At 48.6% G+C, this 16595-nt stretch carries 10 protein-coding genes and 1 pseudogene; 3 read left to right on the forward strand and 8 right to left on the reverse strand.

Annotated features, from left to right (window positions below):
- Positions 1–14: 14 nt before the first annotated feature.
- On the reverse strand, positions 15–605 hold the full coding sequence (locus KJS47_RS15180; RefSeq protein WP_249716478.1) for an ankyrin repeat domain-containing protein: 591 nt from the start codon (positions 603–605) through the stop codon (positions 15–17).
- Between the two features lie 236 nt (positions 606–841).
- Between KJS47_RS15180 and KJS47_RS15185 the strand changes: the two genes are divergently transcribed.
- Entirely contained in the window at positions 842–1756 is a 915-nt protein-coding gene (locus KJS47_RS15185; protein WP_213525929.1) for a LysR family transcriptional regulator, read from the forward strand.
- A gap of 106 nt (positions 1757–1862) precedes the next feature.
- Here the strand turns inward: KJS47_RS15185 and KJS47_RS15190 are convergent, their stop codons facing one another.
- The 5 genes and pseudogenes from KJS47_RS15190 to KJS47_RS15215 all read right to left on the reverse strand — a co-directional run bounded on the left by KJS47_RS15190 (position 1863) and on the right by KJS47_RS15215 (position 9264).
- The gene (locus tag KJS47_RS15190) at positions 1863–2795 is read right to left on the reverse strand and encodes a DUF4822 domain-containing protein (protein ID WP_249716479.1); all 933 of its coding nucleotides are present in this window, start codon (positions 2793–2795) and stop codon (positions 1863–1865) included.
- Positions 2796–3026: 231 nt separating this feature from the next.
- Positions 3027–3236 (reverse strand): annotated as a pseudogene (locus KJS47_RS24265) (S-layer homology domain-containing protein); the annotation flags it as partial.
- Between the two features lie 104 nt (positions 3237–3340).
- The gene (locus KJS47_RS15205; protein WP_213525930.1) at positions 3341–4528 is read right to left on the reverse strand and encodes an MFS transporter; all 1188 of its coding nucleotides are present in this window, start codon (positions 4526–4528) and stop codon (positions 3341–3343) included.
- A 329-nt stretch (positions 4529–4857) separates the two neighbouring features.
- Entirely contained in the window at positions 4858–7617 is a 2760-nt protein-coding gene (locus KJS47_RS15210) for an FIMAH domain-containing protein (RefSeq protein ID WP_213525931.1), read from the reverse strand.
- A gap of 279 nt (positions 7618–7896) precedes the next feature.
- Entirely contained in the window at positions 7897–9264 is a 1368-nt protein-coding gene (locus KJS47_RS15215; protein ID WP_213525932.1) for an extracellular solute-binding protein, read from the reverse strand.
- Between the two features lie 126 nt (positions 9265–9390).
- Here KJS47_RS15215 and KJS47_RS15220 point away from each other — a divergent pair, with 126 nt between their 5' ends.
- Positions 9391–10803: a PQQ-dependent sugar dehydrogenase gene (locus tag KJS47_RS15220; RefSeq protein WP_213525933.1), complete on the forward strand. Its 1413-nt coding sequence runs from the start codon at positions 9391–9393 to the stop codon at positions 10801–10803.
- Between the two features lie 254 nt (positions 10804–11057).
- On the opposite strand, the gene KJS47_RS15225 is transcribed toward KJS47_RS15220, so the two are convergent.
- On the reverse strand, positions 11058–13337 hold the full coding sequence (locus KJS47_RS15225) for an ATP-binding cassette domain-containing protein (protein ID WP_213525934.1): 2280 nt from the start codon (positions 13335–13337) through the stop codon (positions 11058–11060).
- A 374-nt stretch (positions 13338–13711) separates the two neighbouring features.
- Between KJS47_RS15225 and KJS47_RS15230 the strand changes: the two genes are divergently transcribed.
- Positions 13712–14551: a malate synthase gene (locus tag KJS47_RS15230; RefSeq protein ID WP_213525935.1), complete on the forward strand. Its 840-nt coding sequence runs from the start codon at positions 13712–13714 to the stop codon at positions 14549–14551.
- Positions 14552–14856: 305 nt separating this feature from the next.
- Here the strand turns inward: KJS47_RS15230 and KJS47_RS15235 are convergent, their stop codons facing one another.
- Positions 14857–16542, reverse strand: coding sequence for a ribulokinase (locus KJS47_RS15235; RefSeq protein WP_213525936.1), 1686 nt, complete (start codon positions 16540–16542; stop codon positions 14857–14859).
- Positions 16543–16595 lie beyond the last annotated feature (53 nt).

Raw genomic sequence — 16595 nt, forward strand, 5'->3', positions numbered from 1 at the left:
TTCGCGTTAGGGAGTTACGCCCCCGCTTTGATTAAGATGTCGGCAATTTCTTGGTATCCTTTTTGCTGCGCATGCATGAGGGGGGTGATCCCGTCTCCATCCCCAATCTTCACATCGGCTCCATGGTCAACTAGCAGTTGTACGATTCGTTGATGCTTCTCTCCGCCGTTGCCTAGAATGACCGCCTCGAGTAATGCCGTCCAGTGCAGGTTATTGATGTGGTTTACGTCGATGTCCGAACGACTAAGCAGTTCTTGAACAACCTCAACATGTCCGCGTTCCGAAGCGGGAATCAGCGCCGTTCCCCCGAACCGGTTCGTCAGTTTCGTGTCGGCACCAGCATCAATCGCGAGCTTGACGATTTCGAGAAACCCTTCCGCTCCGGCATATAAGAGAACATTATTTAGGCTGTGGTCGCGAATGTTAATGTCTGCACCCTTTTCAATAAGTGCCTTTACCGTATCTGCTTGATTGTTATAAGTTGCTGCCATGACGGCCGTTCTACCGCGTTCATCCGTTGCATCGATGTCCGCTCCGTCTTGAAGCAGCTTCAGAACGTCATCGGTATTGCCCTTTTCCGCTGAAGAAATAAGGTCCTGGTTCATCTCTTCCACCCTCTTTTCATCAAACTTGGATTCGTTGGATAAACGCTGCGAGGAGCCGGAATCGGCTTGACACCCAACCAATAAGACAACCATGACAATCAGCAAGAGACGAGGCATCGCAGGGCCTCCTTTATCGTTCTTTACAACTATGCTAACATGAAGACGACCAAACGAAAAATATATATTAAATAGGTTATATATACGTTTCCCATATAGGAGAAAGGAGTCTATAGAGGATGGATATCAGACAGCTTCGCTATTTTATTGCGATCGTGGAGGAAAGGAGCATATCGGCCGCGGCGAGAAGACTTCATCTTTCTCAACCGCCATTAAGCCAACAATTGAGGGCAATGGAAGAGGAACTGGGCGTAACCTTGCTAGAAAGAAGCGGAAAATATATGGAAGTAACGGATGCGGGAAAAACGTTATATTCCTATGCCTTGCAGATGGATCAATTAATGCAAGAGGCTAAAATGGAGGTAAGTGAGGTCGGAAATGGGGTAAACGGCAAATTGACGATGGGGGTGAATACCTTTTCGGTTGCTGATCTGCCTGAAGTCCTGCTTCAATTTCAACAGCACTATCCAAAGGTGACGTACAAAATCCAGCAAAATGAGTCCGCTCATCTTTGTCAGTTAGTCCGGGATCGGGCTATCGAATTAGCCTTCATCCGGTTGCCGCTTGAATTGGACGATTTTTCCGTCCTTCACCTGTATACCGAACCCTTTTATTTAATTACATCCCAGAAACAGAAACGGTTGGAACAGGAGGTTACGCTCGCGGACATGACGAATGAGCGGCTCTTATTGCCAAGCACACAGGGATTAGGTGTCCATTATTCCATTTTAGAAGCGTATTCCAGGCTCGGTCTGGATCCCCCTGTTATCGGTGAGTGCTCCGACATTATGCTTTTGATGGATTTGGTTTCCACGGACTTTTGTTCGTCGATCGTTCCGGAAACATTGCTTCATCGGCATAAGGGGTTTCCGATTCATGCGTATAAAATTTCTCCTACCGTCGGGATGTCTTCTCCACTGGGGCTAATATGGCTAAAAAATCACCGCTTATCCAATACGGCCCAGAATTTTATTGACTTATTCAAAAAAGAAGGAAGATATCTGCTGGATCGTGTGCAGAAGGAAATGGATTGATGGGAGTTAAGCCGTAGTATGGAGTTCATTTTTTTGTGGAATACGGAAACCAAAAAGACCCTCGGCTCATGACGATCCGGGATCTTTTTGAATAGGACGGAATTCTTTAAAAAGTAAAGGAAGGGTTAAACTTGTCTTTATAGGGTTCATGCTCCACGAATACGGTTATCTCTTTGCCCTCTTTGTCTTTACCCGTTCTTTTATACGTAAATTTATGATTATTCAGCTCGGTAATTTCAACAGCGATCCCATACTTGTTCGTTCCAATCGAAACGTGGGCTCTGATTTTGTTGCCATGCAACACATCAAAGTAACCATAATCGCCACGGCTTACACCCGTACTAACATTGAAGAACTCATATTTGTTCGTCTTGTCATCAAATTTAGCCAGGCTGATAAAGTTGGTGTTGAATGCCGTGACGTCGTTTCCTTTTTCGTCCAGCACCTTTGTGCCATGCCAAAGCGTACTGCCCAAAATTTGATCTCCATCGACGTTTTTCACAATATCGCCAGTCGTTGTATTCAGTGATTTATCCGGCTCTGTGAAAGCAAGTTCTTTTCCTTTATACGGAACATGCTCGACGAATACTTCCACGTCGTTGCCCCCGGCATCCTTCCCCATTCTTTTATAGGTGAAGATATTTTTATTCAGCTGTGTCATATCGACAACTGCTTGGTATTTCATCGATTCCGAGATCAGGATTCTCTTCTCTCCATCGTTTGTAACGAAGAAGGTTCCTCTATCCCCACGGCTTGCGCCGGTTTTTGCATCGAAAAATTCATATCGTCCGGTTTTTGCCTCGTATTTGGCCAGACCAATGAAGTTGGCATTTTCCTTCGTCAGGTCCTGATGATTCTTATCATAGACTCTTGTCCCCTGCCAGTCTGTGCTGCTCAGAATGTCGGCCATTTTCTGACCTTTGGTGAGCTTGGCGTTCGGTGCGTGAACTGCTTTATGCACCTTGTTCAACAGGTAGGCAACTTCCCCACGCACTGCTTGGCCGCCTTCCACATAAAAGTGTCTTGCGAGGGATTTCAACGTATCGACATCAAGATGGGATGCTCTAGATAGGATTTGTAGGAGTTCCGTATTGGACACGCTGTCCCACGGATGAAATTGTCCATCTTGCGCCAGCATATTACCTAGTCCAACCAGATCCGCAGCATATTCATAGTACCATGCCCCAGGCTGGATATCCTGAAAAGTGGCAGGCGTTTCTGCTTCGCCTTGCAGATCGAAAGTCTTTACAACCATTTTCGCCAGCTCTGCACGACTAACCTGATTGCCAACTCTCAGCGAGCCGTCTTCATACCCTTGCATGACACGGAGACCGGAAAGTTCGATGATAGCCTGCTGGATTTCTTCTGCCGAGAGTTTCAGAGAGGCAGCATTTGCTTGCAACGCGCCAAATGGAAGAGCCGTTACTCCCAGCGACGCCGCCAGCACCAGGGCAGCCAGCTTTGTAGAAGCTTTTTTCATAAGCTTTATCCTCCTTATCTTTTTTAAGAAAGATGCTACCACCAAGAAAGCTAAATGAAAAATATATAATTAATTGGTTTTCTATATGTTTTTCGTATATCCCATCAGCCACGTTCGGAAGACTCCCTGGTTCTCAATCGAATTCCCGTGAAGATACTGCTCACTAGCAGGACGAATCCACCAAACAGATAGGGCAAGTTCACATGGACTTCAAACAAAATCCCTGCCAGCATCGGTCCAAATATCGTACCGAGACTCGTATAGGCATTATTCATCCCTGCTACGAACCCTTGTTCATCCCCCGCCACTTTGGACAGCAGCGTATTGATGGTGGGGCGCAAAATATTATTGAACGTAAAGAATAGCATCGTGATGACCATGACATAGTAGAAATCGCCAGAGAATAATAAGAAGACAAGAGAAACCGCCGATAACAGCAGCATGGCAACAAGTACCGGTTTTTCCCCGAAACGGCGTGTCATCCGCTCCGTCAACAACAGCTGATTCAACGTGCCGATGAGTGAACATACGGTAAGCAGGATAGCGATTTGACGCGTCGTGAACCCGTAACCCTGTACGACAAACAGCGGAAAAATCGCTTCAAAATGCGTTAACCCGAAGGTCATGGCGAAAACAATGAGCAGCAGGACAAAATAGCGGGACCGAACCGAAAGCACGATTTGCCGGAACACATTGTCCCTCTTTTCCTTCACTTGACGACGCATCTGGCGAATGTTCGCCGACAGCGATTCCGGCAATCCCCACAGACTGCAAACCATCGCCAGCACTCCTACACAGGCGGATACGTAGAATGGCATCTTGATGCCCCATTCCGCAAGCAATCCGCCGACTCCCGGACCTATAATAAACCCAGATGTCATCGAGGCACCTAGCCATGACATCGCCTTGCTGCGCTGATCATTTTCTGTAATATCGGCAATATACGCAATGATGGACGGGATTAAGGCGGCTGAGCCTATTCCCCCAATCAATCGCGAGACGAACAAGAAAGTGAGATCGCTTGCTAACGCTGCGAGCAGGTTGGAGATGGCGAACAAGACCAACCCTATGAGAATCATTGGTTTACGGCCGTATCGATCGGACAAATTGCCTGCAAGGGGGGAGAATAGAAACTGAGTCAGGCCGAAGCAGGAAACCAAATATCCCGCAGCCTGTCCGCTTGCCGTAAACTCCTCGAGAAGTTCCGGCACGATCGGAATGACAAGACCTATACTTAGATTGGCGAGAAACATGTTCAAGAGCAGTAAGGGAAACGCTGACTTAGTTAACAATTATGTTCACCTATCTCGAATTGATAAAAACCATAAAACGGGAACGGACTCCCCGTCCCCTCTCTATCTGCATTAGTATAGGTTAGCATGTGGCTCTCTATAATAAAACTATGAAAAACCTATAAGGGCTTAATCTTTTTGATATACGTGGAGGATACCCCATACAAACAAAGGAACCCTTCCGCCATGTTGGAAGGGTTCTGACTCTGATGAACCATAACGCACATTAGATAGGAAAAAGCTCCCCTCCCAGCAGAAGGTTTATGATTCAACCTGTCTACTGGAAGGGGAGCCTATCACTCTTGGGATCCGCTTCCTTGCTTATTCACTTAAGACCATTCTTCGATAAAAGCCGCAAGAATTTGCGAGATCAGCGAACGAGCTGCTTCGCTCGCATCGGACGATTTCGCCCGCTCCAGGTGCTTCAGCGCGTCGCCAAGATGCTTGACGGCCTGCTCTTGACGCCCGCCTTCCTTGTGATGAATGCCCTGCTTAACCGCGTTCGTCAACTGCATGGCGACCGAATGGCTAAGCCCGCCGATTTGCTCCGCCGCTTCGATTTCGGCCAACAAGCCGCTTGGCGAGAACTTCGCGATGTAAGACACAGATACGTCATCGTAGAAGGCGGTCGTCGTCCAGAGGTTGGAACAGAACAAGACGACCTTCGCGTAAGCTGCTCCTGCCGGCGCCGTCTTCGTCATCGTAAGCGGCTGCCACTTGCCGGCACCCGTCGTGATTTGCAGGGAAGCACTGTCAAGCTGCTTCCCGTTCGCATCGTAGAAGTTGAACGAAGCCAGCGTACGTCCACTCTGCAAGTACAATTGCGCGTTCGCCGTGTATTCCGTACCCGGCACCACCGGAATCGGATCCGACCACACGGCCACCGTCTCGGTCGTCGCTGCATCCGTAATTTTAAGACTGCTCGGAGCGGAAGCATAACGCTCGCTGCTAATGCCGTAGGACACATTCGGCGTCACGGCGAACATGGAGCTCCAGCCCGGGATCGTCCCGTCTTCTTTCCCCATATCGAAGGAACCGTTCCGAATCGGAACTTGGATGTCGATTGGAAGTTCACCGCTGCCCTTCGCCACTTCGACCTTCATCAGCTTCGTGTCGGCAGCATAATAGATATTTCCGTCGTTGCCGAGCGTCATCAGAGACGTCGTCGCAAGCGCAACGGAGTCCAAATCACTCGGGTCGATGACGGTCAGCTTACCGGCCAACGTCGTATACATCAGTCCGTCAGAGCCCCAGCGGATGTAAACTGGGCGCCATCTGCCGAAATCGGTCACCGTCGGATAGATGTTTTTGCTCTTCACGACCTCCAGCGTCTGCGGATTCATGGCGAAAATCGTGCCGTCCGCCGTCCCCCATAAGAGACCGTCGGGGCCGAAGCTGAGGCCGCTGATCATCTTCGGCTGGACCGTAACACCCGGGATGGTCGGAACAATCTCGCGGACCTTGGTGTTCGTAGCAATATCCCATACGAACATCTTCGCCGCAGGTTCGCTCGGATCGATTCCCAATCCGCCGGCGACCGTCGTCGATCCGTACAGCATGCCGTTGTGCACCGCTAAACCTACGATGGATTGCTTGTCGATGACATTCGGATAGACGACCGGTTCGGTGCCCGAGCTAGGGTCGTATACCGTTAACGCGCCGCCAAGCACGCCATAATCCGGAATCGTGCCGATAAACAGCTTTCCTTCACCTGAAGTAATCATGAACGGGCGGTCCTCATGCGGGATATCGTAGAACACTTTCGGGTTCTTATTGTCGACAATCGGCTGCGTCACATCAAGCTCATAGATGACCGCACCCGTATACGCGCCCATATACAGCTTGTTGCCGAGGGAACCCATCCCTTCGACTTGGCTGAGCGCGAACGATTGCATAGCCCCCGTCTCCGGAGAATACGCGGCGCCCTTGCCACCCGGATATCCGCTCATATACAGCTTGCCGTCGGGACCCTTCTCGAGCGCCTGAATCGGGATCGGATTGCCTGATACCGGCAAGGTAACTGTTTTCGTTACCTTCGTTTCCAGGTTCATATAAGCGACAGTGCCGCCGAACATGACCGTCGCAAGCGAAGATCCCGGCAGATCCGGATCGTTCGGCACATCGACCCAAGCGGTATGGCGCAGGTACGTTCCGAACGTCACGCCGGTGTCCACCGCCGTCAACGTGCCCAAATCCACCTCCATGAGGCGATTGTTTTGCACGAAATACACTTTGTTGCTTCCGGGCTTGCCGTAAGACAATTGGATCCCCTTGTTATCGAGGAAGTATTGGTCCGCCCACTTCCCCGTCTCCGTATCATAGAACAATAACGCCTTATTGCCGCCGCCAAGCCCGGCTACGATATATTTCCCTGCCGCGTTCAACTGGTAGACGTCGGACAGCTGGACGGCGCCACCATAGGTCGGCAATGCGATCCGTTCGACTGCACCGGTCTCCACATTGATCTTCGAGAGGCTGCCTTTAATGCCGATCCCCGCATACACGTATCCATTCAAGTAAGCGGTTCCACGAGAATAGTTATCACCGGGCGCTACGTTGCCGTAATCCTTCATCTGACGCGTAGCCGGGTCGTACCGCCCCACCTTTGCATTCGGGTAGGAGCCGAAGTAGACGCGCCCCTGCTCGTCATGGCTCAGTCCGTACACGACGCTTTCCCCGATGCCGCCGAGCGTCGTCACCTGCTTCGTCACGGGCGAATACGAGTACAGAGTCCCGTTCCCCCCGATATAAACCGTACCATCCGGCATCGTCATATGCGTCCAAGAACTTTCGCTTCCTGTCAGCGGGAACTTACGAAGCACCTCTTTACTGGCCAAATCGATCACTTGGAAAATGGCCGGCTTCCCCGAAGCTGTCGTGTACATGACGTCGCGGCCGTCTTCTTTTCCGAAAGCTGCATCATAGATAGCGATACTTTCAATCGGCGATCCGACCTCGATCGGTTCGCTGAACGTCTTATCGACTCGGGCTGACGCTTGTTCTGGCTGCATAACGGCCGTTCCAAGCGAAATCGCGAAGGCGAGACAAAGTACCAGCCCCTTCTTCCCATGCTTCAAAAATGGTATCAAGTTCACTCCACCTTCCATGGTTTTAACGAAGCGACATATTTCAACAACAACCTACGACTTCCGCAGTACATCATTGTCGAATCTAGTTCTTTGGTTGGTACTTATTCACCTCCTGATTATGATTCATTTCGCATTTGTGGTACTTATCTAACCAATATTTTACAACTTCGACCGTATCACAGCTATAAAATGGTGTCAATTGGTACTTTCGTGGTTCTTAACATAAAAATAAAAACGGCGCTGCCCGTAGGCAGCGCCGTTCATCAGAACCCGGCGCGTTTATTTCAACTTCGCGTTCAGAAGCTCTACGAAGCCTTGTTCGTCGACGAGGGAAGCGATATATTGCTTCACGCAATCTTCCATTGCCATGAGCTCGTTCATGGAGATGCCTAGCTTGCGGTAGGTTGCGTATTTCGGAATGAGTTCGCGGTGCAGCTCGAGCCGGGACGGCTTTCGGGGCAGCTCCGGTTCGATGGTCTCGGATACATATTTGTTCGCCGGCAGGGTGTACGTCCGCCGTCGCACAAGGGACTGGGCCTCCTCCGAAGTCAGGAAGTCAGCCAAGCGACTCGCCGTTTCCTTACATTTCGATAGCGCGTTGACGGCGATGCCGGTCGCGAGCAGCAGGGAGTCATTGTTGACCTCGCCGGGCAGCTGCGCCACATCGAAGGCAAACTTCGCTTCCCTGAGCCGGTTCAACGAATAGTAGGTCGTTAAGATCACGGAAGCTTTCTGCTCCACAAACAGCTTCTCGGCCTCTCCCTCAACACTCGCCAAGGCGAGAGGAAACACGCCTTCCTCGCGAAGCGTATCCCGAACCCGCCGAAGCAGCCCGAGTCCGTCTGGCGAAAGCGAGTTCACCGCCCCATCCTCGCCCCGGAGGAAATGGGTTTCATGATGAAGCAGGAACAGCGGCCAGCGGTTAAAGGAGTACAGATTGAATGCCAACCCAAACCGGCCCGGCGCCTTGAGCTTCCGAACTGCATCGAATAAGTCGTTCCACGTCCAGCTGCTGTCCGGCTCGAATAAGCGCCGTTCCTGGAAATGCTCCTTGTTATAGCAAAGAATGACCGGCGAATAGGCGAACGGCTGGGCAACGGACTCTGCCGCATCGCAAGCGAACTGACGCCTAAGGAACGGATGGGTCTCCTCTTTCGTCTCTTGCTTCTCGAATAACCGCAGGCTTCCCCGGTCCTCAAGTTGGTACAGATTGAATAGGTTCACTGTGAACGCATCGACGATGCCGAGCGCCAGAATTTTTTCAATATCGTCTGCTCGGGTGTAGGGGAGCACCAGCGTCTCCACCCGAATGCCTGGATGCTTTTCCTGAAACCTGGCGATGAGCTCCTCCATCTCGGCTTCCTCGAACATCGACGGGTATACGCCAAACCGGATAACCGTTCGTGGCTCCGCCTGCACCGCCACCTGCGTGCCGACGCGCGGGATCTTGACGATCAGCCCCTCGGCGGTCAGCTGGTCGAGCCCGATGCGAACGGAGTTTTTGCTCAACTCGTACTGCTCCTTCAGCGCCAGCTCGGACGGAAGGAAGTCTCCCTGTGCATATTCGCCGGCGGTGATGCGGTTGCGCAGATCGGACACCATCCGCTTCAGCCGTGTATGAAATGTTCTCCGGTCTGGTTTTCCCATGAATAAAGACCCACCCATTCTAATTGCAAAGTCAATCTTAAGTATACATGCTAGCCTCAATTGGTGCTAATAAAACAACCCTCATCATAGTTTAAAAAAGATTACTTCAACCAGGGTGGGATTTAGTTGAGTAAAGTTAAAGTTAGGCTACGGCCTGTTGTGAGTAACATAAACTTACCTACTGTATTAAAAACAACATTCCTTCCGGGTGATTCCATCGAAAGCATAATCATCGCAACACAGGTCGGAGAGATCTTTTCTATTAGAAACGGGGCTATAGGGACTTTTTTAGATATTCGCCAGCGAATCTTAAAACTGGGTGGCTCAAGAGGCGGATACGATGAACGAGGGCTGATAGGGCTAGCTTTTCATCCCGAATTTTCCTACAACGGATTGTTTTATCTTCATTACTCATTAGCTGGAACCCAAGGTCCCGTTGCTTTTTCGGAATCCTTTAAGCCTAACCCGTGTGATCCCCGAACTTTAAACCTAAAGTGGGTCGATAGAGAAAGAAACTATGATCATATCGATACCGTTGAAGAATGGATTCTACGATCGAATGGACAGCCTCAAAGACGGCGTACCTTACTAAATATAAGAAGGCCCTTTTTAAATCACAATGGGGTCAATAGCTTAAACTTTTCGCCTGAAACAGGAAAACTTGTTTTAACGACCGGGGATGGCGGAGCTGCATATGACCCGTTTAATTTAAGTCAAGATATGATGGAAATCGCAGGTAAAATAATTGAAATTGATGTAGGCATGCATTCGTTTATTGATCATCCGCCTGCGGTTACACGGTTTAATGAACTACCTGATTCTATTCAGAACATGCTCACGGTCATTGCAAAAGGGGTACGCAATATAACGGGCATTTCCTATCAGAGGTACCATAATCATTATAATAAATACGTAGGGAATGTCGGACAAGATCTGGTAGAATCGATTTTTTCATTCGTTCGTTATAGGCCAATACCGGTTTCTCAGCTTATCCGAGCATCTATTGCGGGGTCTGAGACCGACCAAGAAGGATTTATTAACTTTGGCTGGCGAGGGTGGGAAGGTGCTTTCCCTACTTCTGTAGGAAGAGGCTGTCCTGCAAATACAGGTTTGAATGAGAAAACGATTTCCTATTTCCATGAAGCCCTGGAAACTTCAGCGCTGCGTCTTCCGCCGCTAACGAATTATTATCATGAAGATCCTCGTCCCAACAAGTTTGGAGGGACTGCACTCACTGGGGTTCAGGCCTATAACGGAAACGATATCCCTGATTTATTGGGAAGCGTCGTGTTTACCGATCTTGCTGAGACCCCTTCAAAGTCTCCTGTTAGGGGCGTTCTAGCCTATACCAGGGTAACAGCCGACTGTAAACAAAACGATTACCATGTAATAGAAACGGATTATCATTTTGGGTCTAATGCTGCGTATTACGTTAGTCTAGGAACCAATCTGAATCAAACCCGGCTATATCTAGGGGTTTATGGCTCTATGAAAGTGGCTGAGTTTAACCAAGGCACTGTATTTGAGATTGTTCCCTGATCCAACAAAAGCCCGACCGTGGGAGGCCGGGCTTCAACTAGCAGGTAAATGTCAATAAGCTCGCACTAATAAAGCCACACACTCCACAAACACCGTATGCGGGCAAGGGAGAAACGAGAGGAGTCGATTTTGCCTGGAGGACGCGGTACGGGTATTACGCGTCCAAGTACATGTTCGATCGAGCCCGCGAAATAGCTGACCCTCAAACGAACACCCAGTACCCTGCGCGGCCAAATCCACTTGCTCTATCCCTTCTAAGCGAACTGTTTTCTCGCTCCATCCTTTAACCATTTCGCTGTCAATGTTTCTGCATGCAACATCTCTTCTGGTGAGCCTTCGAATATAATATGTCCGCCTTGTTTTCCTCCTCCAGGACCCAGTTCTATGACCCAGTCGCTCGCCGCAATAAAGTCTAGATTATGTTCGATGATGATAACGGAATTCCCTCTGTTTACAAGAGTTTGAAATACGTCTAGGAGTTTTCCATTATCTTTCGTGTGCAGTCCTAAGGATGGTTCGTCTAATAGGTAGATTTGTCCTTCTTTTTGTAAGTGGCTTGCGAGCTTTAGACGTTGGATTTCTCCTCCGCTTAAAGAGCTTGTCGTCTGTCCAAGAGTTAGATACCCTAATCCTACGTCTTTTAACGTATTTACCCTCTTTATGATCTTTGGCATTTGAAAATAGATCATAGCCTCATCGATCGTTAAATCTAAAATTTCTACTACATTTTTATTTTGATATCGATAGGACAGTGCTTCGTCTGAATATCTCGTACCGCCACATGCTTCACAAGGGATTGTCACAGGATCTGCAAACGCAACGTCTGGCGTGATCACTCCTTTTCCTTCGCAAACAGGACATGCTCCTAAAGAGTTAAAGCTGAACAAACCTGCCGGTTGTCCTGTTTCTCTCGAAAATATGGAGCGAATATCATCCATGATTCCCATATATGTAGCTAGTGTAGAACGATTAGAGATGCCTATACTTCCTTGCCCTACCATTATGGTTTCTGGGTAACTTTCTGCGAATGCCTCCAACATTAAAGAGCTTTTCCCTGAACCAGATACTCCACATATAGCGACTAAAGCATTTTTAGGAACGTTTACGCTTATATTTTTTAAGTTATTGTTATTTGCTTTTTTTATTGTAAAATAACTTTTTATATCCCTTGGATTTTTGTTTATTTTTAGTTTGTGGTTTAGGATGGTTGCGGTTGGAGAGTGTTTTAGTCCTTCTAATGTTCCTTGATAGATCACTTCTCCTCCATGTATACCGGCTCCAGGTCCCATCTCGATGATTTCCTCCGCTGCTTTGATTACGGATAAGTCGTGCTCGATTACGATTACGGTATTATGTTGTTCTTTAATACTTTTTAGCATCTGTATTAGCAGATCCACTTCTTCTGGATGAAGTCCGGCGCTTGGTTCGTCGAAGATGTAGGTGATATTGTTCAGGCTGCTCCCTAAATGACGAGCAATTTTTACTCTTTGAGCTTCGCCGCCGGACAGGGTACCCATTTTTCTTGAAAGGCTCAAATATCCTAATCCCATGTTAACTAGCTGTTTGATATGTGGAATCGCTTGGAGCGCGATCGATTCCCCCATAGGACCTGTTATGTTCATTAGTTCCGCTAGTAATTCTGTAAGCTCTAATTGATCGTATTCTGCGATGTTTAAACCATTTATTTTACATCTTAACACCTTTGGGTTTAAGCCTGATCCTTGGCAGGTCGGGCATAATGCATGGGTTGAGAAAGCTAAGACGTCATCTTGGGATACATCTTTAAGCTTTGTGATATCTCTATTTATGTAGAGACGCGTAAATCTGGGCAATAACCCATCCCACTCATGAGGTTGAGGCCCATTCTTCGTGTGAAACGGCGCATATACTTTCTCACCCTCGGGGGGACCGTATAATAGCAGGTGGAGTTCTTCTACTGAGTAGTCCTTAATGGGTTTATCCGGATCGAATAATCCGCCCGTTATCATCCATCTGCCTTGCCAACCGGAAGGCGATAATGGCTTAAATTTCACCGCATAATCTCGAAGTGACTTCTCGTAATCGATCATTTTATTTCGGTCGGGCGTAATGACCTCTCCAAACCCACCGCATTCTGGACATCTGCCAAAGGAGCTTTGACTCGAAAAATCGGTAGCAGAACCGATGGATGGCTTTCCTATTCTTGAGAACAAAAGTCTGATCAACGGATGGATATCCATATAGGTGCCAACGGTTGAGCGGGAATTTCCCCCTATAGGTCTTTGTTCCACTACGACAACCGGGCTTAAGTTTTGCATAAGATCGGCATGGGGTCTTTCATACCTCGGCATTTGATTTCTGACATAGAGGGGATAGTTAAACGTCATTTGTCTTCTGCTTTCCGTTGCCAAGGTATCAAATACGACTGAGCTCTTTCCTGAGCCCGAAAGACCCATAAATACGATTATTTTTTCTTTGGGTATGTTTAAATCTATATTTTTTAGGTTGTTTTCTTTAAGCCCTCTGAGAATGATTTCATCTTTTGTTTTCGACATTTTACCATCCTTTCTATACCGAAATAAAAAGCCCTCTTTTTATTGTAAATTTAACCGCTAATGGGGAGATTCCATATACCTTGTCCCTGCTCTTGCTAGCAGATGGTTTTACATCAAAAAAATATTAATTTTACGATAAGTAATCACCGTTGTCAATCAAATATTTGAAACATTTTAAGTTATATGGTAAAATAAAATTATAAGAATATTGAGACAATATTCGATAATCGTGCACAACTTCTTCATGACAGAATTTGAGTGCGGTTTTTTTGATTTAAATAACCATATTCTCACTCCATGTAGTCAATCGAAAGCAAGCTATCCAGATATGGATGTTATTAATACCTAAGTATTCATACGAGGAGAGTGGGTTAGTGAATTTAATTAATGAAGAAATAACTCATAAAGTCTTTGGTAATGGAAGTATCGTGGATCATAATGGGTCTATCATCACCGTTGATTTTAATGATGGTATTAGAAAATTCGTTTATCCTGATGCCTTTGGAAAATTTATCATACTAAATGACCGGAATACTGCAAAATCTTTGCAGAAAATCATTGCAAAAAAGGAAATGGAAAAAGAAGCACTTGAAAGAAAACGTGAAGAAGCAATAGAGCGGCAGGCACTTGAACAGCAGCGTAGAGAAAAACTGAAGAATTATAAAATTCATGTAAGCTCACAAGTTGTTCTCTGGTTGGACGAAGAAGAGCAACAAAATGTATTTAATGACTGGCAAGTGTCTATTGGTGAGGTTCAAAGCGGAAAAAATAACGGTCAACCAAACAAAGCAGCCCGATTGCGTCCAAACAGCGCAACTCTTCTGACTGCAAGGGAGCCGGATCAACCAGAAAAAGAAAGACGAATTCTCGGCCTCTACATGGTAAACGAAACATTTTCCGGCGATCTTAGCGATGATGGAATGGTCCCGGCGCATACGAAATTTAGAATCAAGCTCACAGGACAAGAGGCAGAGAAAATGCTCTTCTGGAATTATTATAGAAACAAGAACTATCCTCATAGAATGACATGGAATTCCGGTAAATATCGTTACTTCGATAACGATTGGACTGCTCAAATCTTAAAAGATATCATCGCATTAAAAACGGATAACGAAGACATCCAACAAGCTGAAAACTTTCTGGAATACTTCTGTCAAATGAATCTCCTTGACATGGATAACATCCCAGAAGCGAACGGAGCTTTAAAACAATAATAATCTGATGACATATAGGGACGGTTCATGCTTCATCTTATGATAAGACGAAGCATGCGAACCGTCCCTTATTGTAGTTATCCATTCATTGTGCTTTTTCTAACCCGCTCTGTGAGCGAATTTCAGTAGGGTGTTATCTCCTTACGAGCGACACACAGCACTCCACATGCACCGTTGCCCAACGTAGGCTCTACCGCGATGTAATCTTCGCGCAGTTCGTTGCTTGCTCTGTCACTTCGCGCGGCTTTACCAGTCGGAATGCGTTCGATTTGAGGATTGGATTCATTTTATCTATAACCACATTCTCATGAATAGTTTCGTTCGCCCGATTCGAATTGAATCGTTTTCAATCTCTTCATCACATCATTGCCGCCGCGGCCAAAATAATCAGAAAGCCCCATATATTCCCGGTACAGTTTGTCGTATATTTCGACATGATCCGGGATCGGCTTGTACGACTTCTCCCGAATTCGGCCCATCCGTCCGGCCGCCTCGGCGATCGAATCGAACCCGCCCGCTTCGGCGCCCGCCGCGACCGCCCCATAAATGGCTGCTCCTAGCGCCGCCGTCTGGGTCGAGTCTGCGATGCGAATTTCCCGGTTGGTGACGTCCGCCATAATCTGCATCAGCAGCTTATTGCGCTGCGGAAGCCCTCCGCATGCAAACAGCTCGTCGACTAGAATGCCATTCTGCGTGAAAGCGTCGATAATCCGCCTGGTGCCGAATGCCGTTGCTTCCAGCAGCGCCCGGTAAATTTCCTCCGGCTTCGTCTGCAGGGTCATCCCCACGATGATCCCTGTAAGATCGGCGTCCATTAACACCGACCGGTTACCGTTCCACCAATCGAGGGCCAGAAGCCCGTTTTCTCCCGGTCGGTAGTCGGAAGCCTCGCGCTCCAGCCATCCATGGACGCTGACTCCCTCTTTGTCCGCATTCTGCCGGATGTACGCGGGTGCCGCTTCCTCTACATACCAGGCAAAAATATCGCCGACCGCCGACTGTCCGGCTTCGTAGCCGTAATACCCGGGCACGATCCCGTCTTCCACGACACCTGCCATCCCCTCTATCTGCAATTCCTGATCGCTCATCAGCAGATGACACGTCGACGTCCCCATCGCCAGGACAAGCTTGCCCGGGGATACGACGCCGACCGCCGGCACCATCGCGTGCGCGTCGATATTGCCCACGGCGACAGCTGTTCCGGGGCTGAGACCTGTGAGGGCGGCCATCTCTAAGCTCAGGCCGCCCGCTCTTGTTCCCAGCGGCATAATGGGCCCTCGCAACTTGATTTCGATCAAATCCGCCAGCCGAGGGTCAAGCGCGGTGAGAAAATCGGGGGACGGATACCCGACATGCTTGTGCCAGATCGCTTTATATGCGGCCATACTGCTGTTGCGGACCAGCCTTCCCGTCATCTGCATGACAACCCAATCGGCCGCTTCGATGAAGAGATCGGCGGACGCATAGACGTCCGGAGCCTCGTTCAATATCTGCCACACTTTAGGCAGCATCCATTCCGATGAAAGCTTGCCGCCATATCGCGGCAAGAACGATTCGCCGCGTTCGCGGGCAAGGGCATTGATCCGATTGGCCTCCCCCTGCGCCGCATGATGCTTCCACAGCTTGACCCATGCATGCGGGTTGCCACGCCATTCTTCCTTCAAGCACAGCGGCACACCTTCCCGGTCAAGCGGCATGATCGTGCATGACGTAAAGTCGATGCCGAGCCCGATCACCTGATTGGAGCTCACTCCCCCCTGACGAAGCACTTCCGGCACGGACCGCCGCAGCACTTCCATGTAGTCATCGGGGTGCTGCAGAGCCCATCCGTGTCCCAGCCTCTCGCCCGAACCGGGCAGCTCTTCATCGATGACACCATGCGGATATGGAGTCACAGCCGCCGCAATCTCCGCCCCTGTTGTCAGATCTACAAGCAACGCCCTTCCTGATTCCGTGCCGTAATCGACGCCAATGGCATATTTTGCTTTCATCGTCTGTTCAATCCCTTCACAGTATCCTTGTCGAGTTGCTCTCTACGCTGCCA

Origin of the sequence: Paenibacillus sp. J31TS4 (assembly GCF_018403265.1) — a bacterium.
Lineage (GTDB): Bacteria > Bacillota > Bacilli > Paenibacillales > NBRC-103111 > J31TS4.

Excerpts from the sequence above, each read along its gene's own strand:
- KJS47_RS15215 (WP_213525932.1), bottom strand. The coding sequence starts at position 9,264 with ATGGGAAAACCAGACCGGAGAACATTTCATACACGGCTGAAGCGGATG.
- KJS47_RS15225 (WP_213525934.1), bottom strand. The coding sequence starts at position 13,337 with ATGTCGAAAACAAAAGATGAAATCATTCTCAGAGGGCTTAAAGAAAAC.
- KJS47_RS15185 (WP_213525929.1), top strand. The coding sequence starts at position 842 with ATGGATATCAGACAGCTTCGCTATTTTATTGCGATCGTGGAGGAAAGG.
- KJS47_RS15235 (WP_213525936.1), bottom strand. The coding sequence starts at position 16,542 with ATGAAAGCAAAATATGCCATTGGCGTCGATTACGGCACGGAATCAGGA.
- KJS47_RS15180 (WP_249716478.1), bottom strand. The coding sequence starts at position 605 with ATGAACCAGGACCTTATTTCTTCAGCGGAAAAGGGCAATACCGATGAC.